Consider the following 22515-nt stretch of genomic DNA (forward strand, 5'->3'; position numbering starts at 1 on the left):
CGCTCACATGAAGAGCTTTTCCTTCTCCAGCCCGGTGTAGAGCGACGCGACATATTCCCCATAGCCGTTGTAAATCAGGGTAGGGCGACGCTCGCCGGTGGCGATGTCCTTCTCGGTCGCCTGGCTCCAGCGGGGATGGGAGACGGCGGGATTCACATTGGCCCAGAAGCCGTATTCCGCGCCCTGCACCACTTCCCAGAAGCTCTTCGGCCGCTTCTCCACGAACGAGATCTTCACGATCGCCTTGGCGGATTTGAAGCCGTATTTCCAGGGCAGGGCGAGGCGCAGCGGGGCGCCGAACTGGTTGGGCGCGGGCTTGCCGTAAATGCCCGTGACCATGAAGGCGAGATCGTTGGTGGCTTCCTCGATCGTGACCCCTTCCACATAGGGCCAGGGATAGAAGCGGCCGTATTGGCCCGGCGCCACGTCGCGGTCGAGAAAGGTCTCGAACCGCACATATTTCGCTCCGCTCAGCGGCTTGGCGTAATCCACCAGCGCCTTCAAGGGAAAGCCGGTCCAAGGCACGGCCATGGACCACGCTTCCACGCAGCGGTGGCGATAGAGCCGCTCTTCCAGGGGCATGGCCTTAAGCAGGTCGTCGATGGCGACATCGCGCGGCTGCTCGACGAGGCCGTCGATATGCACCGTCCAAGGGCGCACCTTCAGCTTGGCGGCGGCCTTGGCCACATCGTAATTGGTGCCGAACTCGTAATAATTGTTCAGCGTGCTGGCCGCGTCCTCGGGCGTCACCGGGCGGTCGAGCGTGTAGGTGGGATTGCGCTTGGCGGGATAGAGGCTCGCGGAAGGGTCGGCTTGCACTGCGCCTTGCGCCGCCGCGAGGCCGGGCAGAACGCCGGCACCGATCAATCCCGCACCTGCGCCCAGCAGCGCGCGCCGCGAGAGAAAGACGCTTTCGGGCGTCGCCTGGCTTTCCGGGATTTCCCAGCCGCGTTTATGTCGAATGAGCATGAATGGCCTCCGTGGTTCGGAGCATTGGGAGCCAACGCTGGGGGAGGCAATTCAAACGCCCGTGTAAACGGTATTAAGGTATGTGTCTCACGGTGGCGTGAGACCTCCGCCATCCGTCGCGCGGGCTCGCGACGTCAGCGCGAGAGCACCTGCTCGTTGGTGCGAACCGGGGGAAGGGTGGCGCGCAAGGTGAGCGTGGCGGCGGCAAGCGAGATGCTGAGCCCGCTGTCGGCCGAGACGCTCAGCGGCTGCAGGGCGATGCCGAGCTTGGCGTCCTTGGCCATCAGCACGTTCGCGGAAAAGCCGGGGCCCAGTGATGCGCCGCTGGAAAGACCCACGTATTGGCCCGAGAGCGCGCCCGGTCCGAGCTTGGGCGTGGTGGCGAGCACCGCCCAGAGCATGCTGCCCTGATCCGAGACGCCGAAATCCAGGCCCGCCCGGTCGAGGGTGCCGGTGTAATATTGGTTCATGCCGAGGGTGGCGCGAAACTCGCACTCCACCTTCCGGGTGGAGCCGAAGCCGTAGGCGATGGCGGATTCGCCCCGGCATTCCAGCAGCCCGGATTCCACCTTCTGCATCTCGGTCTTTGCGGGCTCCGGTGCCGGCGGGGCGGGCACAACGGGCGCGGCTTGCGGGGCCGGGGCCTGTACCGCTTGGATGGTAGGCAATTGCACGGTGGTCTGGGCCGGGGCGGGTTGGTCCGCTCCCGGCACCAGTTCAAGTTGCGCGGCCGAAAGCGGCGCGACGAGCGCCGGCATCACAGCCGAACCGAGGAGAAGGGAGCGGAGGAGCGAGGCCATGTCGTGTCCTCCGTTCGGCTTCACTTTGCCGGGGTGAGGGTCAGGTCGGACACGCCGGCGGCGATTGAGACGCCGGTGGTGCCCTGGAGCGAGAGCGGCTGGAGGGCGATGGTGCTCTTGGAGCCGCCGAGCAGCACATTCGCGCCGCCGCCGAGGCCCCAGGCCGCATCGGCGCTCACGCCGACATATTTGCCGGCGAGATCGCTGGCCGCAGGCGAGGTGTGCGGGGCGAACACCGCCCAGCTGAGCGTGCCCGCGTTGTTGACGCCGATATCGATGCCGAAGCGCGAGACGGTACCCTTATAGGACGCGCGCACCACGGGCGCGCTGGGCGTGCCGGTGAGCAGCTGGCAGCTCATGTCGCGCACCGAGCCGATGATGAAGCTGACCGCAGGCGCGACCTTGCATTGCAGAACGCCGACCTGAATTTTCGGCGCGGTCTGCGCCAGGGCGGAGGTGGCCATCAGGCCGCCGGCCAATAGGGCGCCAAGTACTGTATAGATTCGCATGGAATCCCCCAATTGTCTGACGGCTCAGTCGTACGTCCGCGACGGAAGGGGTACAATAGAGGAATATACCTGAAGCCTGGGTCAGGTGCCCTGGAATGCCCCGCCGCCGAGGTGGCGGGGCAAGGTATGCGACGATCGGCGCAATGAGGCGCCTTGGCCGCCAGGCTCAGCGCAGGGTCAGGTCAGCGACGCCGAGGGCGAGGTTGACGCCGGTCTGGGCTTCGACGGAGAGCGGCTGCAGCGCGATGGTGTTGTTGGAGCCACCGACCAGCGCGTTGGCGCCGAGGCCGACGCCGAAGGCGGCATTGGCGGAGGCGCCCACATAGGTGCCGCGCAGGTCGTTCGGGCTGATCTTGCGGGTCGGCGCGAGCACCGTCCACACCAGGGTGCCCTGGCCATTCACGCCGATATCCAGGCCGAAGCGGCGCACGGTGCCGGTGTAGGAGGCGCGGGGAACGTGGCGAACCGCCGGACGCAGGGTGCAGGACATTTCGCGGATCGAACCGATGATGAACGCAACGTTCGGCGCCATCTGGCAGACCAGGGTCCCGACCTGGATGCGGGTCTGGGCGGCGGCAGGCGCTGCGCCGAGCGCGAGGGCAGACGCGGCCAAAGCGGCAGCGAAGCCGGCCTTCAAAGCAATCTTCATGGTATGCTTCCTCCAATGAAACGCCGGCTGGCGGGGGGGCAGGGCCGGCGCCGTTAAGCCTTAGCCTGGACCAAGTGTTCCGCCAACGCTTACCAAAGGCTCAAGTTCCATCGCGGACGCGCGGTTTTTGAAGATTCCGCGCGCCCTGCGACGATTAAGTCACGCTGGGCGCAGGGGGCGGCTCAGCTGAGGGCCCCGCAGAAGCGCTGGATGCGCGTGCAGGCTTCTTCCAGGTCGCTGGTGGCGGTCGCATATGAAATGCGGAAGGCGGGGCCGAGGCCGAAGGCCGAACCGTGCACCACGGCCACATTTTCCGCTTCCAGCAATTCGGTCGCGAAGTCCTCGTCGGTGGCGATCACCTTGCCGGACGGGGCTTTCTTGCCGATGGCGCCCGAGCAGAAGGGGAACACGTAGAAGGCACCTTCCGGCTTCGGGCAGGTGAGCCCCTTGGCCTGGTTGAGCATGGACACCACGAGGTCGCGCCGCTCCTTGAACACCGCATTGTTGCGGGGAATGAAGTCCTGCGGGCCGTTCAGCGCTTCCACCGCCGCCCATTGGGCGATCGAGGAGGGGTTGGAGGTGGACTGCGACTGCAGCGTCCCCATGGCCTTGATGAGGGCCTCCGGACCGGCCGCATAGCCGATGCGCCAGCCGGTCATGCAATAGGCCTTCGACACGCCGTTCATGGTCAGCGTGCGGTCATAGAGCGAGGGCTCCACCTGGGCCGGGGTGGCAAACTTGAAGTCGTCATAGACGAGGTGCTCGTACATGTCGTCGGTGAGCACCCACACATGGGGATGCCGCACCAGCACGTCTGTGATGGCCTTGAGCTCGTCATAGGTGTAGGCCGCGCCCGAGGGGTTGGACGGGGAGTTGAAGATCAGCCACTTGGTCTTAGGCGTGATCGCCGCTTCCAGCACGTCGGCGCGCAGCTTGAAATTGTCTTCAAGCGTGGTGGGCACGCTCACCGGCGTTCCGCCGCAGAATTCCACGATATCGGGATAGCTCACCCAATAGGGCGCGGGGACGATGACCTCGTCGCCGGGGCCGACGGTGGCCACCAGCGCGTTGAACAGCACCTGCTTGCCGCCGGTGCCGACCGAGACCTGGCTCGGCTTGTAGGTGAGGCCGTTGTCGCGCTTGAACTTGGCGACGATGGCGGCCTTCAGCTCGGGAATGCCGTCCACGGCGGTATAGCGCGTCTCGCCCCGGCGGATGGCGGCGATGGCGGCTTCCTTGATGTTCTCGGGGGTCTCGAAGTCCGGCTCGCCGGCGCTGAGCGCGATCACGTCGCGGCCGGCCGCTTTCAGCTCCCGCGCCTTGTTGGAGATGGAAATGGTCGGCGAGGGCTTGATGCGCTTCAAAGCGGGCGAAAGGAGGCTCATGGCCTTTGACTCCGGACGCAGGCCGGCGGCGCCGCACGCGAATGCGCTGGTTCCGTCGGACGCGAAGGGTGAGACGAAGCGCCGGTCCACCGCAAGGCAAGCCGGCATGCGGCACTTTATTAGTCGAGGGTGATTTCCCGAACAAGCAAGCATTGTGAATGGGTGGGACGCAATGCACTGATGGATTGCCGGCGCACACCCCGCCGCCCCGTCTTGCGGGGTGGCGCGGCACCCTCCATCTAGGCGGGGGCCGAGAGGGAAACGCCGTGCTGACGCTCTATTCCACCCAGGCATCGGGAAATTCGTACAAGGTGCGAATGCTGCTGGCGAAGCTCGGCCTGCCGTTCCGCCTGACCGAGGTGGATATTCTTTCCGGCGAGCACCGCACGCCCGAATTCCTTGCCAAGAATGCCGATGGGCGCGTGCCGCTGCTGGAATTGTCCGGCGGGGCGACGCTGGCCGAGTCGAACGCCATCCTGTTCTATCTGGCCGACGGTACGCCTTTGCTGCCCGCCGCCCCCCTGGCACGGGCGGAGACCCTGCGCTGGATGTTCTTTGAGCAGAACAACCACGAGCCGGGCATAGGGCAAGCGCGGTTCTGGCTCCAGCAGGTGCGGGGCGGGCGCGAGCTGCGCACCCACGACATCGACCGCTGGATGGAGGAAGGCTATGGCGCGCTGAAGGTCATGGAGCGCCATCTCCAGGGCCGCGCCTTCTTTGTGGGTGAGCGCTTGTCCATCGCCGACATCGCGCTCTATGCCCACACCCACGTCGCGCACGAAGGCGAGTTCGACCTTTCGCCCTTCGCGGCCGTCCAGGCGTGGCTGCAGCGGGTGGAGCGCGAGCCTGATCATGTCCAGATCGACTGGCGCCCGCTCGAGCAGGCAGCCTGACGCAAGCTTCACGGGATAATGTGAGATTGCGCGCAGAAGAACCGGAGCGCGCGCTCTGCAACCTTATCCAGCGTCAAGACTCGCGTTCGCGTGATCTAAGTCACGAAAACGCCACGCTTATTCCAGCACCTGCCGTCGCGTCGCCACAATCGCGGCTTGCTTGAAGGGCAACTCTTGGTGAGTCGCAGGGAACCGATTCGCGGCATTCCGGCTTCTATAGGTCAGTCGAACCGTCCGAGGCGAAGCGATGTCTGAGTTTCGTGAGTTTGCCGTGCTCGAACACGGCGTTTCCTCCGCCGATCCAGAGGCCTTGGCGCGCGCGGTGCGCAATCACAAGCGGGGCGATGCGCTCGCACAGGTCGCGCTCACGATTGCGTTGATGTTGGCGATTTGCGCCGTAACCGTGGTACTGTCCTTCGATCGCGCAAGCGCATCGGTCCTCAACGCCGCGGAGGCGACCATGTCCAGTTCGCTCCTCTCCACCTCGCTGCTCTCGCTCTCGCTGTTAGGCCTTGTGGCCCTGGCGGGCGCGACGCTCATGGCGCGCCTGCGCGCGCCGCGTCCCCAGCCGGTGCCGGTTCGCGCCAACCGCCGTCGCATGCCGCGCTGATCTTTCCGATCCGGCTTCGGTTCGTTCGACGATTTCTCAAAGTTCCGGCGCGGCCTCGCTTGGCCGCGCTTTCCCATATGAAACGCGCAGAGCCGCGCCCGTGCCTGATCTTCAGAACTTCTGGAAGATGAAATAGGCGCCAAGCGCGATGAAGCTGAACCCCAGCGCGTGGTTCCAGCCCAGCGGCTCCTTCAGATACAGCACCGAAAATCCGGCGAACACCACCAGCGTGATGACCTCCTGCATGGTCTTGAGCTGCGCGGTGGAATAGGCGGCCGACCCGATACGGTTCGCCGGCACCGCCAGGCAATATTCGAAGAAGGCAATGCCCCAGCTCGCCACGATCGCCAGCAGGATCGGCGAAGATTTGTATTTCAGGTGCCCATACCAAGCGAAGGTCATGAAGACGTTCGAGGCGATCAGCATCCCGATCGGCAGGATCGCAGGGGTGGAAAACGGCATGGCGGTTCCATCTGGAAAGAGCGCCCGCGATCCGGGGCGAGGTGAGAGGAGACGACGCCGTCACGGCGCCGAGGTGTTGTTGTACCGGTAAATTTACATTCCCCAGAACCTTCGCCGGCACTACACTTCAATCGCCCGAAAGGCGAGGCGAAGTGGGGTCCGGTGTAAAGTGGATGGGGTGACGCACTGGGGGGAGAGCCCTTTATTCAAGCATGTGGATGCGGCTCTCCTGGTACTCCACGAGCCGCCCATGACGATAGAGGCGGCAAATCCCGCGGCATCCCGCTTGTTCGGCCCTGAGCTTGGCCCGCTGCCCAGCGCGGCGACACACTTCGGCGCCGCGGTGCCGGAGGCTTTGCGCGCCGCGATGGAAGGCGCGCGGGCGGGCGGCGAGGCTCGTGCCGTGCTGCGCCTGCCCTGCCGCACCGCGCACGGCGTGCGCACCTTGACCTTCTCGCTCGCCGCTCTGCCGGATGCGCCGGGACGCTGGCTCGCCACTGTCGCTCCCGCCGTGGCGGGGCAGGGCGAATGGCCGGGTTCGTTTGCTGAAATCCTTCATGCGCTTCCTGTCGGCGTCGAACTCTACGACCGGGATCTCAACGCGCTGTTCTACAACAGAGCTTCGGACGATCTGTTCCTGTACCCCGAGCATGCCGTCGTGCATTTCGAGGATTGGTGGAGCCTCGGCTTTCCCGATCCGAAGGTGCGCGCCCTCGTGGTGGAAGAATGGCGCCAGCGCATGGCCGCCGCGGCGCGGGATCCCGAGTCGATCCAGCAGACCGAATGGCTGGTGCGCTGCCGCGACGGCACCGACCGGGCGGTGCAATTCCGCTTCCGCTGGGTGGGGCAGACCTATGTGCTGGTGCTCTCGGACGTGACCGCCCAGCGCCAGCTCGAACAGGACCTGCGGCGCCTCGCGGGGTCCGACCCGCTCACCGGGCTGCTCAACCGCCGTCGCTTCCTGGAACAGGCGGAAGCGGTCTTCGCCGCGCCCCTGGATGCGACGGATTTGTCCATGCTGATGCTGGATATCGACCATTTCAAAGCGATCAACGATGCCCATGGCCATGCCACCGGGGATGCGGTGATTTCCATTGTCGCCGAGCTGTGCCGCCAGATCCTGCGGAGCGAGGACAGCATCGCGCGCATGGGGGGTGAGGAATTTGCGGTGCTGATGCCGCAGGCGGGGCCGCACATGGCCATGGCGCTCGCCGACCGGCTGATCGCCGAGGTCTCGCAGTCGCCGGTGGCCGTGGGCGAACGGCGGATCCCGGTGCAGCTGAGCATCGGCGGCACGTCGCGCTGCGCCGCGGATGGGAGCGTGTTCGACGTGCTCGCCCGCGCCGATCGCGCCCTCTACGCGGCCAAGAATGCCGGGCGCAACCGCGCGATCTTCATGTCATAGGCCTGCGCCCGGCACGATGCCGGCCGGGGCAGGCCCGCGCTTATTGCGTGGAGGAGCCGGTTTCCGGCGCCGGAATCACCCGCACCGGGCGACGGCCGGGTTGCTCGGCGGCGGGCGCCAGCGGCGCGGCCGAAGTGGAGGGCGCGGTGTCGAGCGGCGCGGTGGCGGGACGCGAGGGGGTCGCCGTCGCGGCGGCCTTGCCCTTGGCGCCGGCGGAGGCCGGATCACTCGCCGGGCGCGGCTGGGACATTTCCTTGGCCTGCTCCTCGGTCACGAGGATGTCGCCCTTCTGAAGGGTGGAGGCATCCTCAAGGCCCGAGAGCGCCTGCGACCAGGATTGGCCCGGTGCGCGGCAGGAGCACGTGGGCACGAGCTGCTTGCGATACATCAGCGCCGTCGGCAGCGACATATAAGGCTTGCCGTTGATGGAGGTCGCCTGCTGGATGTCCTCGCCGGGGTTGCGATAGCTGAAGAGCTGCGCTTCCGTCGCCGGACACAGGCGCCGACACTGGGCTTCGTCGCTGGCGAAGCGAGACGGCACGGTGGCGTAGGAAATCGGGAAATAATAGCCGTCGCAGGTGCGCACGCACACGGTGCGATAGGTGGAGGATTTCGGCAGCTCCATGGGCGCGACGTCGATGCCCGGGCCGGCTTCCTCCGGTTCGCTGTTCACGGGGCCGCCGAACAGGGCCTCGAAGAAATTGCGCTGGCGCGGCGGCTGGCGCTGCGCCGGCTGGCCCGCGCCCATGGCCTGGGCGGCGGCGCGATATTGCTGGCCGCAATTGTTCTGCGCCAGGGCGAGGATCAGCTGGCGGCGCTGGCCGTCCTGGTCGCCACCGCCGCGCTCGACGCTGGCGATGGAGGCGCGCAGGCGCGAAATCTGGTCGTCCACCACGTCGCACTGGGGCGGGCGCGGCGGGCCCTGGAAGATGAAGAAGCCGCGCGGCGCGTCGCAATTCATCTGCTTGGCCTGGCTGCTCAGCCGGTCCAGATCGCCGCGCATCCGCGCCAGCTGTGCCGCGCGCCCGTTATTGGGATCGTTGGTGCTGCGGTCGAGCGAGGCGAGGGCGCCTTCCAATTGCAGGCAGCTCGGTCCGGCGCCCTGGCTCGCGCCGCCCTGCGGCTGGGCCTGGGCCTGCTGGCCGTAGCCCGGCGGGGGAGCGCCATAGCCGGGCGGTGGCGCCCCATAGCTTTGGCCGGGGGCCTGCGCCAGCGCGGGGCCGGACATGAGGGCCAGACACAGGCCGAACACGCGAACCGATTTCATTCTCTACCCTGTTCGGACCCACCCAGGCCGATCACCGACGCCCTTATAGCGCCATTCGGGGCGGTCAATGGTGACGAAAGTTTGATCGGGGCTGGAAAACTCCGTCCGCCCTCAGGAGCGGCCGCGCATGCGGATGTTGAAGCTGTCGTAGGAATATTCTGCGATCTGCCACCACAGCAGTTGTTCGGAGCGGATGCTGACCAGGCTTTCCAGGGCTTGCTTGAAGCTCGGATTCTGCGCCGCCAACGTGTTGTAAAGCTCGAACGAGGCCTTGTAGCCCGCTTCCAGGATCGGCGTGGAGAAGGCCCGCAGCTCCGCCCCCTGCTGCACCAGCCGGCGCAGGGCGGGCGGGTTCACCGCATCGTATTTCGCCAGCATCCAATTGTTCGCGGCCTCGCAGGCATTGGCGAGAATCGCCTGGTAATTCTTCGGCAGCTTGTCCCACTGGTCCTTGTTGATGAGCAGGTGGAGCATGGCGCCGCCTTCCCACCAGCCGGGGTAGTAATAATATTTCGCCACCTTCACGAGGCCGAGCTTCTCGTCGTCATAGGGGCCGACGAATTCGGCGGCATCAATGGTGCCGCGCTCCAGCGCGGGATAGACGTCGCTCGGCGGCAATTGCTGCGGCACCACGCCGAGCTTGGCCAGAACCTGCCCGCCGATGCCGCCGATGCGGAACTTCAGCCCCTTCAAATCCTCGACCGTGTTGATTTCCTTGCGGAAGAAGCCGCCCATCTGGGTGCCGGAATTGCCCATGGGAATGCCGACGGTGTTGTACTTGGCCAGCACGCCGTTGATGATGTCGGCGCCGCCGCTGAAGAACCACCAGGAATGCTGCTGGCGCGAGTTGAAGCCGAACGGCACGCCGGTGCCGAAGGCCAGGGTGGGATCTTTGCCGATATAGAAATACGTGGCGCTCTGGGCGCATTCCACCGTGCCGTTCTGCACCGCGTCCAGCGCTTGCAGCCCCGGCACGATTTCGCCGGACGGAAAGGTCTGGATCTGGAACTTGCCGTCGGTGGCCTCGCTCACCATTTTCGAGAGGGTTTGCGCGGTGCCGAAGATGGTATCGAGCGAACGCGGGAACGAAGAGGTCAGGCGCCACTTCACCTCAGGCTGGCTCTGCGCGAGGGCCGGCATGGCGAGGGTGGTGGCTGCGGTCGCGGCGATCGCGGTGCCGGAAGCGCCGAGAAAACGGCGGCGTGCGGTATCCATGGGGATCTCCTGAGCGTCTTCGTTCTTATGTCTTGGTTGGGGCGTCTTGATTTTGTCGCGGGAGAGGTGTCACGACGGAACGGTGGCGTCAATCGCGGCGTCTGCCTGCCGCGTCGCAGCATCGTGAACCCGCGCCCTTCTGTGAGGATTGAGCTTATGTTTCGGCCGACCTGGATTGCCGCTTTGCTGGCGCTCGCGATTGCCGCACCTTCCGCGGCCGGCGCGCAGGAGCCGGACCTGATCTTCAAGAAGTCCACGGTGTGGAAATTCCTGACCCCCGACGACAAGCTCGCGGTCTATGGCGTCGACGATCCGGTGGTGTCCGGCGTCGCCTGCCATTACACGACGCCGGAGAAGGGCGGGATCTCGGGCATGGTCGGGGTGGCGGAGCAGACCTCGGACATTTCGCTCGCCTGCCGGCAGATCGGGCCGATCTCGTTCACGAAAAAGTTCGAGCAGGGCGACGTGGTGTTCCGCGAGAGCCGCTCCTTCTTCTTCAAGAAGATGCAGATCGTGCGAGGCTGCGACACCAAGCGCAACGTGCTGGTCTATCTCGTCTATTCCGACAAGCTGATCGACGGCAGCCCGAAGAATTCCACCTCCACCGTGCCGATCATGCCGTGGGGGACCTCGGGCGAGGTGCCGCGCTGCGCCGACTTCCTGAAATAGCGCGGGCGCGGCGCTAAGCGTCCTGCGGGCGTGGGATTTAGCGCGTGCGAACGGTCAGCGCGTGCAGGTGATGGCGACGACGGCGGGGCAGTTCTGCCCCGTGCAGACGGCGCGCGGAGTCTGCTGGGTGCTGGCGATGGGGACGATGCCGCTTGCGTCAGCGATCCGCCCATAGTCGAGGGCGCGCGAATAATCGTGGGTGTGGCACCACGCGGTTGCGACCTGCTCGCCGCACCGTTCGCCGTTGGCGAGACACATGTCGACGCCATAGGCGTCTGAATTTTCGATCAGGAAGATTCGCGTCTCCGCCGACGCGGCGCCCGAGACGAGCATGAAAGCGGCGGCGAGAAGCAAAGCGGGTTTCTGCATGGGCAGATCGGGAACCTCTGAGGGACCCGAGGGCCTGATATCGACATCAGGCGCGGGGGCCGCAGGAATGACGCGCGAAACAGATACGCGATACCGAAGCGGCATTGGCATAGCCGCGTCGCAGCATTTTGGTCAACCCTATCCCTGGGGCACGAGGCGGGGGCTCGATCGCGCGGCCCGCAAATCGGCGGCGCGGCCATAAAGCACCCGCAGGCGCGCGGAATCGGCTTGACGCTTGCGTGATCGCCTCCCATTGTCCCGCGCCATGAACGGCCAGATTTCAGCGCGCCCGCGCGCCCACCTGTCGATTATCTGCGGTTAGCCCGAATAGCTGGCCGCGGCCGTCCTATGCTGCACCCCTCTTGAGGAGTTTGGACGCCCCGGCCGGCCCGGAGCGGCGCCTGCGCGTCCAATAGGTCCAAAGGGAGCACACGATCCATGGAGCTGCGGCTCTACAACACCCTGACCCGGTCGAAAGACCCGTTCCGGCCCATCGATCCCGCCAATGTGCGGATGTATGTGTGCGGCCCCACGGTCTATGACCACGCCCACATCGGCAATGCGCGGCCGGTGATCGTGTTCGACGTGCTGTTCCGCCTGCTGCGGCGCCTCTATGGCGAGCGGCAGGTGACCTATGTGCGCAACATCACCGACGTGGACGACAAGATCAATGCGCGCGCCGCCGAGCGCGCCATATCGATCCGCGATTTGACCGAGGAGACCTACGACTGGTTCCGCAAGGACACGACGGAACTCGGCTGCCTGCGTCCCACGGTCGAGCCGCGCGCCACCGAGCATATCGCGGAGATGAAGATCCTCATCGAGCGGCTGGTGGCGTCCGGCCACGCTTATGTGGCGGAGGATCACGTTCTGTTCAACGTGCCGGCCATGCCGGATTACGGCCGCCTCTCGCGCCGCCCGCTGGACGAGATGATCGCCGGCGCGCGCGTGGATGTGGCCCCCTACAAGCGCGATGCCATGGACTTCGTGCTGTGGAAGCCGAGCGCGGAGGGCGTGCCGGGCTGGGAGTCGCCCTGCGGCATCGCCGTGCCGGGCCGTCCGGGCTGGCACATCGAGTGCTCGGCCATGTCGTGGAAGCATCTCGGCGAGACGTTCGACATCCATGGCGGCGGCATCGATCTCGTGTTTCCCCACCATGAGAACGAGATCGCGCAGACGCGCTGCGCGTTCGACAGCGGCGTGATGGCGCGGGTGTGGATGCACAACGGCTTCCTGATGCTGGAAGGCGAGAAGATGTCCAAGTCGCTGGGCAATTTCGTCACCATCCGCGAATTGCTGAACGACTGGCCGGGCGAGGTGCTGCGCCTCGCCATGCTCTCCACCCATTATCGCCAGCCCATCAACTGGACCCGGCAGGGCATCGGCTTTGCCGCCAAGACGCTGGACAAATGGTATCGCATCATCGGCGACGAGCCGGCGGAGAGCGAGGGCGAAAATCCGTTCGAGGCGGAGATCGCCGAGCGGCTGGGGGATGACCTGAACTCTCCGTCCGCCATCACCCATCTGCATCATCTCGCCGAGGTCGCGGAGGATGTGGATTCCTCCTCGGCGTTGAAGCGGCGGTTCAAGGCGGCGGCCAATCTCATGGGCCTGCTGCAGGAGACGGAGAGCGAGTGGCGCGCCCGCCAGGCCCAGGACGCGGCGGTGGACCCCGCCATGGTCGAGGAATTGATTGCCGCCCGCAACGCGGCGCGCAAGGCCCGCGACTTCGCCGCGGCGGATCATATCCGCGAGCAATTGGCCGCGAAGGGCGTGGTGTTGATGGACGGCAAGGACGGAACCACCTCCTGGGAGGTGACGCGGTGATGGCAAAGACCCCCGATTCCGAAGCCGCCGATGCCCTGCCGCGCCCGGCCCTGCGGCCGCTGCTGCCCTCGGATACCGAAACGCTGGCGGCGCTGTTCCGCGCCTCGGTGGAGGAACTGACCGGCGAGGATTACGACACCGACCAGCAGGAAGCCTGGATCGGCGCGGCCGACGACGAGGCGGCCTTCGGCGCCCGCCTCGCGGCGGAGCTGACCCTGGTGGCCACCATGGGCGGCACGCCGGTGGGCTTCATCGCGCTCAAGGGCGATGAGCTGATCGACATGCTCTATGTGCATCCGGGCGTCGCGGGGAAGGGCGTCGGCACGCTGCTGTGCGAGGCGGCGGAGACCATCGCCAAGGCGCGCGGCAAGGAAACTCTGACGGTGGACGCCAGCGACACGGCGCAGCGCTTCTTCGCCCGGCGCGGCTACGTGCCCCAGCGGCGCAATACGGTGCCGCTCGGCAATGCGTGGCTCGGCAACACCACCATGCAGAAGACCTTGCCGGAGCTGAAAGCCAAGTCGTCATGACCGACGCCGTCGCGGCTTCCGCCCCGCAGGCCGCGCCGGAGCCGGCGCGCGAACGCCTTTATCTCTATGACACCACCTTGCGCGACGGGGCGCAGACCCAGGGCGTCGATTTCACCCTGGCCGACAAGCTCACGGTCATTGGCCTGCTGGACCGGCTCGGCATCGATTATGCCGAGGCTGGATACCCGGGCGCCAATCCCGCCGACACCGCGCTGTTCGCGGAAAAGCGCCCCGCGCGGGCGAAGATCGCCGCCTTCGGCATGACCAAGCGGGCCGGGCGCTCGGCATCCAACGACCCCGGCATTGCCGCGCTGGTGGCGGCCCAGGCGGACGCGGTGTGCCTGGTCGCCAAGGCCTCCGCCTTCCAGGTGCGGGTGGCGCTGGAGACCAGCGAAGAGGAGAATCTCGCCTCGATCCGCGAGAGCGTTGCGGCGGTGGTGGCCGCCGGGCGCGAGGCGCTGGTGGATTGCGAGCACTTCTTCGACGGCTACAAGGAGAAGCCGGACTTTGCCCTGGCCTGCGCCCGCGCGGCCTATGAGGCGGGCGCGCGCTGGGTGGTGCTGTGCGACACCAATGGCGGCACCCTGCCGCATGAGGTCTCGCAGATCGTCGGCGCCGTCACGTCCGTCGTGCCGGGCGATCATGTCGGCATCCACGCCCATAACGACACCGAGCAGGCGGTGGCCAATTCTTTGGCCGCCGTGCTCGCCGGCGCGCGGCAGATCCAGGGCACGCTGAACGGGCTCGGGGAGCGCTGCGGCAATGCCAATCTGTGCTCGCTCATCCCGACCCTGGCGCTGAAGGCGCCGTTCGCGAGCCGGTTCGATCTCGGCGCGACCGCTGGAGCGCTGACGGAAATTGCCCCGGTCTCACGCCATCTCGACGAAATGCTGAACCGTGCGCCGAACCGCCATGCCCCCTATGTGGGCGAGAGCGCGTTCGCCACCAAGGCGGGCATCCATGCCTCGGCGCTGATGAAGGACCCAACCACCTACGAGCACGTCCCGCCGGAAAAGGTGGGCAACCGGCGCAAGGTGCTGGTGTCCGACCAGGCGGGCCGCTCCAACGTGCTGGCGGAGCTGGAGCGGCTCGGCGTCGATGTGGACAAGCAGGACCCGCGCCTCGTGCGGCTGCTGGATGAGGTGAAGCAGCGCGAGCACCTCGGTTATGCCTATGAGGCGGCGGACGCCTCCTTCGCCCTGCTGGCGCGGCGCATGCTCGGCTCGGTGCCGGACTTCTTCTTCGTGGAGCGTTTTTCCGTGCAGGTGGAGCGCCGCTATAACGCGCGCGGCGAGCTTGCCACCGTGGCCGAGGCGGTCGTGAAGGTGAAGGTGGACGAGGAGACCCTGATCTCCGCCGCCGAGGGCAACGGCCCCGTGAACGCGCTCGACCTCGCCCTGCGCAAGGATCTCGGCAAGTACCAGCCCTATATCGCCGGGCTGCGGCTCACCGATTATCGCGTGCGCATCCTCGATGGCGGCACGGGCGCGGTGACACGGGTGCTGATCGAGAGCGCGGACGAGACCGGCGCGCGCTGGGCCACGGTCGGCGTCTCGCCCAACATCATCGACGCTTCGTTCGAGGCCCTGCTGGATTCCATCACCTGGAAGCTGATCCAGGCCGGCGCGCCGGCGGCGCGGGGCTGAACGTCCCAGGCCGGCGCGAATTTTTGGCGCTCACATGCCCTGGATGGCCGTGCTCGCGGCGTGGATGTCGGCTTCCTTCACCCCGGCCGCGGCGGCCTGGAGCATGGGCAGGATCTGCCCGGCGTCTTCCGCCACCAGCAGGTTCACCGGCGCCGTTCCCCGGATGAAGGCGTTCGCCCGCATATGGTCGAGCAGCGACAGGAACGGGTCCCAGAAGCCGGCGATGTTCGCCACCAGGATCGGCTTGCGATGCTGGCCGAGCTGGGCCCAAGTGAGCTGCTCCACCAATTCTTCCAGCGTGCCGACCCCGCCCGGCAGGGCGACGAAGGCATCCGCGCGCTCGAACATCAGCTTCTTGCGCTCGTGCATGTCGGTGGTGACGACGAGTTCGCCGCCATGATCGAAGGCGCGTTCGCGGGAGATCAGGAATTGCGGGATGATGCCCGTGACCTCCCCGCCATTGCGCGCCACGGCGGTCGCGACTTCCCCCATCAGCCCCACGCCGCCGCCGCCATAGACGAGGCGCACCCCGTTGCGGGCGAGGATTTCGCCGAACAGGCGGGCTTCCTCAAGGAAGATCGGGTCCGAGCCCGGGGACGAACCGCAATAGACGCACACGCTTTCGATACGTGCCATGGGGCCTGCTTTGATATGTTTGTTCACTGTATGTCACATGGCCGACGTTACCCGCCGGCTCCTTCAAATTGATGATGCGCCGCGACGAATTCGTGACGCGGGAGAAAACAACGACCTCGCCTTGTTTTGGTTCAGATCATCGTTTATCGCCGATGGCCGATGATTGATGCTTTCCCTTCCTCGGCCGAATCGGAGCAGCTTGCGCTGCAATTGCGGGCGCTCGCCCATCCCGCGCGCCTCAAGGTGCTCGAAACCCTCGCGCGCCATGAGGCTTGCGTGTGCGGGGAAATCGTCGCCGGTCTCCCCCTGGCGCAATCGACCGTGTCGCAACACATAAAGGTTCTCGCGGAAGCGGGCTTGGTGCGCGCCACGCTGGACGGTCCGCGATCCTGCTACTGCATTGACCACGCGGCGCTGAGCGCCTTGCGCGGCCGCCTCGATGGCCTGTTCGCCGCGCTCGCTTCGGCGGGCGATGCCGCGCGCACGGCAGCGCTTCAAGAATAAGTAGGTTTTGATGTCCGATTCTTCAACGGCCCGCGCCTCGCGGGAGACTGCACGCGGCGCCTTCAAGGCGGTTGCGGCCGCCGGCGGCGCCCTGACGAAAACCGTCGCCGCTTTGTGGCCCTATCTCTGGCCACAGGATCGCGCCGATCTCAAGGCGCGGGTGGTGGCGACCAGCGCGCTGATCGTGCTCGCCAAGCTCGCCACCATGGCGGTGCCGTTCTTCTTCAAATGGGCGACCGACGCGCTCACTACCCGGCCGGACGGGCAAGGCGACATCGATATCGCCTGGTTCCTGGCGGCGCCGGTGCTGCTCACGCTCGCCTATGGCGGCGCGCGCCTGGTCATGGCCGGCATCACCCAATTGCGCGACGGCATCTTCGCCAAGGTGGCGCTGCATGCGGTGCGCAAGCTGGCGCTCCAGACATTCGAACACATGCACGCGCTGTCCCTGCGCTTCCATCTGGAGCGCAAGACCGGCGGGCTGACCCGCGTGCTGGAGCGGGCGCGCGAGGGCATCGAGACCATCGTGCGCATGCTGGTGCTCCAATTGGCGCCGACCGTGCTGGAAATGGTGCTGGTGCTGGTGGTGCTCGCCTTCGTCTTCGACTGGCGCTATGTGGCCGTCGTAGCGGTGACGGTGGGGCTCTACACTTGGTTCACCTATGCCGCGAGCGAATGGCGCATTCAAATCCGCCGCGACATGAATGAGAGCGACACCGAGGCCAACACCAAGGCCGTGGACAGCCTGCTCAATTACGAGACCGTGAAATATTTCGGCGCCGAGCGCTGGGAAACCCAGCGCTATGACCGCTCGGTCGCGCGCTATGAGAACGCCACCGTGCGCACCTTCACCTCGCTGGCATGGCTGAACGCGGGACAGGCGGCGATCTTCACCCTGGGGCTCACCTCCACCATGGTGCTGGCGGCATTCGATGTGCGCTCCGGCCGGCAGAGCCTGGGCGGCTTCGTCATGGTCAATGCCATGATGATCCAGCTGTACCAGCCGCTGAACTTCCTCGGCATGATCTATCGCGAGATCAAGCAGGCCATTGTCGATATCGAGGCGATGTTCGCCGTGCTCTCGCGCGATCCCGAAATCGAGGACAAGCCGGACGCCGGCGCGCTCCAGGTGAATGGCGGCACGGTGCGCTTCGAGAATGTGCGCTTCTCCTACGAGAACGACCGCGAAATCCTGAAGGGCATTTCCTTCGAGGTGCCGGCGGGCCGCACGGTGGCCATCGTCGGGCCGTCGGGCGCCGGCAAGAGCACCATTTCGCGCCTCATGTTCCGCTTCTACGACGTGAAGAGCGGGCGCATCACCATCGACGGGCAGGACATTCGCGACGTGACGCAGGAGAGCCTGCGCGCCGCCATCGGCATGGTCCCGCAGGATACCGTGCTGTTCAACGACACCATCGCCTACAACATCCGCTATGGCCGGCAGGACGCCTCCGAGGCGGAGGTGGAGGAGGCGGCCAAGCTCGCCCAGATCGATCCCTTCATCCGCGCCATGCCCAAGGGCTACAAGACCGAGGTGGGCGAGCGCGGGCTGAAGCTTTCCGGCGGCGAGAAGCAGCGCGTCGCCATCGCCCGCACCATCCTGAAAGCCCCGCCCATCCTGCTGCTGGACGAAGCCACATCGGCGCTGGACAGCCACACCGAGAAGGAAATCCAGAACGCGCTGGAGCGGGTTTCCGAAGGGCGCACGACGCTGGTGATCGCCCATCGCTTGTCCACCGTGATCGGCGCCGACGAAATCCTGGTTCTGTCGCAGGGCACGGTGGCTGAGCGCGGCAGCCATGCCGAGCTTCTGGCCAAGGGCGGTCTTTACGCCGCGCTCTGGCGCCGCCAGCGCGAAGCGGACGACGCCCGCGAAAAGCTCGCCGCCGCGCAGGAAAGCGACGTGCCGGTGCTCGACAAGGATGCCGTGCCGGCGGTGCGGCTGGTGGACCATCACGAGGACGAGGCGAGTTCAGCCGCCTGAGGGCGGCTGGCCGGGCCGCGTTTTCCGGCAGCGCTGCGCCCTCACCCCAACCCTCTCCCCGGCGGGGAGAGGGGGATTGCGGGATGCCGCATGGACCTCACTTTTCCCGGGCGGGAGGGGGCTTCTCCGGATGCCGCCCGCCGTAACTGACCTCCCGCCGGGGAAAGGCCGCCCGCGCAGCGGGCGGGTGGGGGGGCTCCCGCTCCATCGACACCGACTGCCCAATTTTGAGGCTCTGCCTCACCGCTCCACACCGATCCGAGCGCGAAATAGGTCTGGCCAATCTCCCCGCGCGGGTTGCCGAACTCCGCGCCGAAACGTTTGCCGAAATGGCAGTGTCATGCGGCGAAAAGCTGCGGAGACGTCTCACGACACCCCTGTTCGTCCGCCGCAAGTTCTTGGTTTCACGTGAAACATTTTGCGGAACGCCGCGCCGGGACTGGATCACCGTCAGCATCCGGCCCCCAGATGCGCGCGCAATGACCTGAAAAACGCCCGCGCCAAAAAATTTCGGCACCTTCCCCCGCCCGCTCCCGGCGGCCCACGGCGGGCGGGCGCCGCACGATCGCCATTTGACGGCGGGGCAGGGGGTGACTACCTGTTTTCTCCGCGCCCCGAACGCGCGGCCTGATCCGGAGACTTGAGTGTCCATCGTCGCGTCCGTCCGCAAGAGCCTCGTTCCCATCCATCGCGAAGGCTATCCCTTCATCGCCATCGCGGTGGTGATCGCCCTCGGTTTGCTGATGGTCTCCACCTTCTTCGGCATGATCGCGCTGGGGCTCGCCCTTTGGACGACCCTGTTCTTCCGCGATCCGCCGCGCGTGACCCCGTTGCGCGAAGGGCTCGTGGTCGCCCCCGCCGACGGCACGGTGTCGCAGATCTCGCTGGCCGTTCCGCCGCGCGAGCTGGACCTTTCCGATACCCCCCTGCTGCGCGTGTCGATCTTCATGAACGTGTTCAACGTGCACGTGAATCGCGCGCCGGTTTCCGGCCGCATCGAACGCGTGGCCTACAAGCCGGGCATCTTCCTCAATGCCGACCTCGACAAGGCGAGCGAGGACAATGAGCGCAACGGCGTCGTGTTCCGCACCGCCGCCGGCCCCATCGGCTGCGTGCAAATCGCCGGTCTGATCGCCCGGCGCATCGTGTGTTTCGTGCGCGAGGGCGAGGAATTGGGCGCGGGCGAGCGCTTCGGCCTGATCCGCTTCGGCTCGCGGGTGGATGTGTATCTGCCGGTCGGCACGCGGGTGCAGGTGGCGGAAGGCCAGCTGACCACGGCGGGCGAGACCGTGATCGCCGATTTCGCCGCGCCGGGCGTGCGCGACACCGCCTATCGCGTGAGCTGAGCAATGGCCGCCTCCCTTCCCCCCCTCGATCCGCAGGGCACGCCGCAGGTCTGGCGCCTGGGCAAGATCCCGGTGCGCGTTCTGCTGCCGAACCTCGTGACCTTGCTGGCTTTGTGCTCCGGCCTCACGGCGGTGCGCATGGCCATCGAGGGGCGGCTGGAACTGGCGCTTGCGGCGATCGTCTTCGCCGCCATCCTCGACGGGGTCGACGGCCGGCTGGCGCGGGCCCTGAAGGGCACCTCCCGCTTCGGCGCAGAGCTGGACAGCCTCGCCGACTTCGTCAATTTCGGCTGCGCCCCGGCCCTGATCCTTTATCTGTGGGGCCTCGACATGGTGGGCTCCATCGGCTGGCTGGTGGTGCTGATCTTCGCCATCTGCGCGGCGCTGCGCCTTGCGCGTTTCAACGTGATGCTGGACGACCCCAACCGCCCGGCCTTCGCGGCGGACTTCTTCACCGGCATCCCCGCGCCGGCCGGCGCCATCGTGGCGCTGCTGCCGGTCTATCTGGACCTGCTCGGCCTGCCCCGCGGCGCCGCCACGGCCCCGGTGGCGCTGGTCTATTGCCTGTGCATCGGCCTGCTCATGATCTCCAAGGTGCCGGCCTATTCCGGCAAGACGCTGGGCAAGCGCGTGCGGCGGGACATGGTGCTGCCGCTGTTCGTGGTGGTGGCGATGTTCGTCGGCCTCCTTGCCAGCTACCCCTGGACCGTGCTCGCCGTGTGCAGCCTTTTGTACCTCGGCTTCCTGCCCTTCTCGTTCCTGCGCTACCGCCGCCTGATGGCGGCCCATATTGCGGAAACCGAGGCCGCCCCGCCCCCAACCTGACTCTCCCATCGTGGTAGCATCCGCCGCGCGACCCCACGTCGCGCGGCACATCCCGTTGTGCGGGCATGATGCTATTTGTAGAATATTCGTATATTCGTGCTCATGTGCAAATGCATGCAATGACGCCACATGTGCCTAATTTAAGGGCAAATGGCCCCTGGTAAGCGCCAGCCTAACGGCTAATTTTATTGCTTAATAATTTGAAATTAAAAGATAACTCAAAAACGGTATGCAATTGGCACATCCCTTGAATGAGAGAGCGTAGGGACGCTTTCTCAGATGGGGATCGAAGGCATGAATCGTCGCGAGTTTATCAAAACGGCTTCCGTAACTGCCACCGCCGGCGCGGCCGGGGTTGCGGCACCTGCGGTGTTCTCTTCCGCGCAGGCCCAGGCGCGTTCGGAAACCTTGCTGATCGTCTCCGAGAGCGGGCCGAACAATCTCGACGTCCAGGGCGTCGGCACCAATGTGCCCGGCTATGAAGTCAGCTGGAATTGCTACGATCGCCTGATCACCCATCCCATGAAGGACGTGAACGGCACGCCCTATTACGACCGCGAGAAGATCGAGGGCGAACTGGCCGAGGACATGACTCTCGGCGACATGTCGGCGACCTTCAAGCTGAAGAAAAACGCCACTTTCCAGGACGGCACCCCGGTGACGGCCAAGGACGTGAAATGGTCCATGGACCGGGCGGTCAGCGTCGGCGGCTTCCCCACCTTCCAGATGAAGGCCGGCTCGCTGGAGAAGCCGGAGCAGTTCGTGGTGGTGGATGATCACACCTTCCGTGTCGATTTCCTGCGCAAGGATCGCCTCACCATCCCCGATCTGGCGGTGGTGGTACCGTGCGTGATGAATTCCGAACTGCTGAAGAAGAACGCGACGGCGCAGGATCCCTGGGCCCTGGAATATGCCAAGCAGAACACCGTCGGCTCCGGCGCATACAAGGTCACCAAATGGACCCCCGGCACCGAAGTGGTGTTCGAGCGCAACGAGAAATGGGTCGGCGGCCCGATGCCCAAGATCAAGCGGGTGATCTGGCGCATGGTGCCCTCCGCCGGCAATCGTCGCGCGCTGCTGGAGCGCGGCGACGCGGATATCTCCTATGACCTGCCCAACAAGGACTTCGTCGAGCTGAAGGACAGCGGCAAGCTGACCATCATCTCCACGCCATATTCCAACGGCCTGCAATATATCGGCATGAACGTCACCAAGCCGCCCTTCGACAATCTGAAGGTGCGCCAGGCGATCGCCTATGCCATCCCCTATCAGAAGATCATGGATGCGGTTCTGTTCGGCCTCGGCAAGCCGATGTTTGGTGCAGCTCCAGGCGGTGTGAGCCAGGCGGTGTGGCCGCAGCCAGCGCCGTTCACGACGGATCTCGCAAAGGCCAAGCAATTGCTGACCGAGGCCGGCTATCCCAACGGGCTCGAGACCACCATTTCGTTCGACCTCGGCTTCGCCGGCGTGAACGAGCCCTTGTGCGTGCTGCTGCAGGAGAACCTGCAGGAACTCGGCATCAAGACCACGATCAACAAGATCCCCGGCGCCAATTGGCGCACGGAGCTGAACAAGAAAGAGCTGCCGCTCTTCACAAATGTGTTTTCCGGCTGGCTGGATTATCCAGAATACTTCTTTTTCTGGTGCTACCACGGGCAAAATTCCGTGTTCAACACCATGAGCTACAAGTCGGCAGCGATGGATGCCTTTATCGACGGCGCCCGCGCTGCGGCGGCGAACGGCGATAAGGTTGCCTACGATGCCGACGTGAAGGGCATGATCGACCTCGCGTTTGCCGATGTGCCCCGCATCCCGCTCTACCAGCCTTATGTAAACATCGCGATGCAGAAGAACGTCACCGGCTACGAATACTGGTTCCACCGCCGGCTGGACTATCGCTCGTTCGTGAAGAGCTGAAGGTTTCGTCGTCCGCGCGACTCCCTCGCCTACGGCGGTCCCCTGACCCTCGCCCTCTCCCAATTGGGGAGAGGGACTTCTTCGGTGCAGAGGCAGGG

At 65.9% G+C, this 22515-nt stretch carries 22 protein-coding genes; 12 read left to right on the forward strand and 10 right to left on the reverse strand.

All coding sequences use genetic code 11. The features are described from left to right. Positions 1 to 3: 3 nt before the first annotated feature. The 5 genes from msrP to V5F68_RS06775 form a co-directional block, all read right to left on the reverse strand. Positions 4 to 969, reverse strand: coding sequence for a protein-methionine-sulfoxide reductase catalytic subunit MsrP (gene msrP, locus V5F68_RS06755; protein ID WP_394013870.1), 966 nt, complete (start codon positions 967 to 969; stop codon positions 4 to 6). 134 nt (positions 970 to 1103) lie between these two features. Continuing rightward, positions 1104 to 1769 carry a DUF992 domain-containing protein gene (locus V5F68_RS06760; RefSeq protein WP_394013871.1) on the reverse strand — a complete coding sequence of 222 codons (666 nt, stop codon included), beginning with the start codon at positions 1767 to 1769 and terminating at the stop codon, positions 1104 to 1106. Positions 1770 to 1789: 20 nt separating this feature from the next. Beyond that, positions 1790 to 2278 carry a DUF992 domain-containing protein gene (locus tag V5F68_RS06765; protein WP_394013872.1) on the reverse strand — a complete coding sequence of 163 codons (489 nt, stop codon included), beginning with the start codon at positions 2276 to 2278 and terminating at the stop codon, positions 1790 to 1792. Positions 2279 to 2444: 166 nt separating this feature from the next. Further along, positions 2445 to 2927 carry a DUF992 domain-containing protein gene (locus V5F68_RS06770; RefSeq protein WP_394013873.1) on the reverse strand — a complete coding sequence of 161 codons (483 nt, stop codon included), beginning with the start codon at positions 2925 to 2927 and terminating at the stop codon, positions 2445 to 2447. A 182-nt stretch (positions 2928 to 3109) separates the two neighbouring features. Then, positions 3110 to 4312: a pyridoxal phosphate-dependent aminotransferase gene (locus tag V5F68_RS06775; RefSeq protein WP_394013874.1), complete on the reverse strand. Its 1203-nt coding sequence runs from the start codon at positions 4310 to 4312 to the stop codon at positions 3110 to 3112. 317 nt (positions 4313 to 4629) lie between these two features. Here V5F68_RS06775 and V5F68_RS06780 point away from each other — a divergent pair, with 317 nt between their 5' ends. After that, entirely contained in the window at positions 4630 to 5205 is a 576-nt protein-coding gene (locus V5F68_RS06780; RefSeq protein WP_509274704.1) for a glutathione binding-like protein, read from the forward strand. Between the two features lie 247 nt (positions 5206 to 5452). Beyond that, positions 5453 to 5815 carry a hypothetical protein gene (locus V5F68_RS06785; protein ID WP_394013877.1) on the forward strand — a complete coding sequence of 121 codons (363 nt, stop codon included), beginning with the start codon at positions 5453 to 5455 and terminating at the stop codon, positions 5813 to 5815. Between the two features lie 111 nt (positions 5816 to 5926). On the opposite strand, the gene V5F68_RS06790 is transcribed toward V5F68_RS06785, so the two are convergent. Next, positions 5927 to 6277, reverse strand: coding sequence for a DMT family protein (locus V5F68_RS06790; protein WP_394013879.1), 351 nt, complete (start codon positions 6275 to 6277; stop codon positions 5927 to 5929). Positions 6278 to 6527: 250 nt separating this feature from the next. Here V5F68_RS06790 and V5F68_RS06795 point away from each other — a divergent pair, with 250 nt between their 5' ends. Further along, entirely contained in the window at positions 6528 to 7682 is a 1155-nt protein-coding gene (locus V5F68_RS06795) for a GGDEF domain-containing protein (protein WP_394013881.1), read from the forward strand. Positions 7683 to 7722: 40 nt separating this feature from the next. On the opposite strand, the gene V5F68_RS06800 is transcribed toward V5F68_RS06795, so the two are convergent. After that, positions 7723 to 8949, reverse strand: coding sequence for a DUF2865 domain-containing protein (locus tag V5F68_RS06800; protein WP_394013882.1), 1227 nt, complete (start codon positions 8947 to 8949; stop codon positions 7723 to 7725). 111 nt (positions 8950 to 9060) lie between these two features. After that, the gene (locus tag V5F68_RS06805) at positions 9061 to 10164 is read right to left on the reverse strand and encodes a TRAP transporter substrate-binding protein (RefSeq protein WP_394013883.1); all 1104 of its coding nucleotides are present in this window, start codon (positions 10162 to 10164) and stop codon (positions 9061 to 9063) included. 156 nt (positions 10165 to 10320) lie between these two features. Between V5F68_RS06805 and V5F68_RS06810 the strand changes: the two genes are divergently transcribed. After that, on the forward strand, positions 10321 to 10833 hold the full coding sequence (locus tag V5F68_RS06810; RefSeq protein ID WP_394013884.1) for a CreA family protein: 513 nt from the start codon (positions 10321 to 10323) through the stop codon (positions 10831 to 10833). 54 nt (positions 10834 to 10887) lie between these two features. On the opposite strand, the gene V5F68_RS06815 is transcribed toward V5F68_RS06810, so the two are convergent. Then, positions 10888 to 11202: a hypothetical protein gene (locus tag V5F68_RS06815; RefSeq protein ID WP_394013885.1), complete on the reverse strand. Its 315-nt coding sequence runs from the start codon at positions 11200 to 11202 to the stop codon at positions 10888 to 10890. Positions 11203 to 11640: 438 nt separating this feature from the next. Between V5F68_RS06815 and cysS the strand changes: the two genes are divergently transcribed. The 3 genes from cysS to cimA are packed head-to-tail and all read left to right on the forward strand — an operon-like array spanning position 11641 to position 15205. Continuing rightward, positions 11641 to 13029 carry a cysteine--tRNA ligase gene (cysS, locus tag V5F68_RS06820; RefSeq protein ID WP_394013886.1) on the forward strand — a complete coding sequence of 463 codons (1389 nt, stop codon included), beginning with the start codon at positions 11641 to 11643 and terminating at the stop codon, positions 13027 to 13029. Then, positions 13029 to 13559: a GNAT family N-acetyltransferase gene (locus tag V5F68_RS06825; protein ID WP_394013887.1), complete on the forward strand. Its 531-nt coding sequence runs from the start codon at positions 13029 to 13031 to the stop codon at positions 13557 to 13559. The genes cysS and V5F68_RS06825 overlap by 1 nt, the downstream gene beginning before the upstream one ends. Next, positions 13556 to 15205, forward strand: a complete 1650-nt coding sequence (gene cimA, locus V5F68_RS06830) for a citramalate synthase (protein ID WP_394013888.1) — start codon at positions 13556 to 13558, stop codon at positions 15203 to 15205. The genes V5F68_RS06825 and cimA overlap by 4 nt, the downstream gene beginning before the upstream one ends. Before the next feature lie 30 nt (positions 15206 to 15235). Here the strand turns inward: cimA and V5F68_RS06835 are convergent, their stop codons facing one another. Further along, positions 15236 to 15841, reverse strand: coding sequence for an LOG family protein (locus V5F68_RS06835; protein ID WP_394013889.1), 606 nt, complete (start codon positions 15839 to 15841; stop codon positions 15236 to 15238). A 159-nt stretch (positions 15842 to 16000) separates the two neighbouring features. Between V5F68_RS06835 and V5F68_RS06840 the strand changes: the two genes are divergently transcribed. From V5F68_RS06840 to V5F68_RS06860, 5 genes are all read left to right on the forward strand, one after another. Beyond that, positions 16001 to 16345 (forward strand): ArsR/SmtB family transcription factor, encoded by a 345-nt coding sequence (locus V5F68_RS06840; RefSeq protein ID WP_348846321.1) that lies wholly within the window; start codon positions 16001 to 16003, stop codon positions 16343 to 16345. A gap of 10 nt (positions 16346 to 16355) precedes the next feature. Beyond that, positions 16356 to 18329, forward strand: a complete 1974-nt coding sequence (locus tag V5F68_RS06845; protein ID WP_394013890.1) for an ABCB family ABC transporter ATP-binding protein/permease — start codon at positions 16356 to 16358, stop codon at positions 18327 to 18329. 644 nt (positions 18330 to 18973) lie between these two features. Further along, a complete protein-coding gene (locus V5F68_RS06850) occupies positions 18974 to 19675 on the forward strand; it encodes a phosphatidylserine decarboxylase (RefSeq protein ID WP_394013891.1) in 702 nt (233 codons plus the stop codon). A gap of 3 nt (positions 19676 to 19678) precedes the next feature. Beyond that, the gene (gene pssA / locus V5F68_RS06855; RefSeq protein WP_394013892.1) at positions 19679 to 20500 is read left to right on the forward strand and encodes a CDP-diacylglycerol--serine O-phosphatidyltransferase; all 822 of its coding nucleotides are present in this window, start codon (positions 19679 to 19681) and stop codon (positions 20498 to 20500) included. Positions 20501 to 20794: 294 nt separating this feature from the next. Continuing rightward, complete coding sequence (locus tag V5F68_RS06860) at positions 20795 to 22417, forward strand: ABC transporter substrate-binding protein (RefSeq protein WP_394013894.1); 1623 nt, start codon at positions 20795 to 20797, stop codon at positions 22415 to 22417. The last annotated feature ends 98 nt before the right edge of the window (positions 22418 to 22515 follow it).

The organism is Roseixanthobacter pseudopolyaromaticivorans, assembly GCF_043195145.2.
Classification (GTDB): Bacteria; Pseudomonadota; Alphaproteobacteria; order Rhizobiales; family Xanthobacteraceae; genus NCEH01.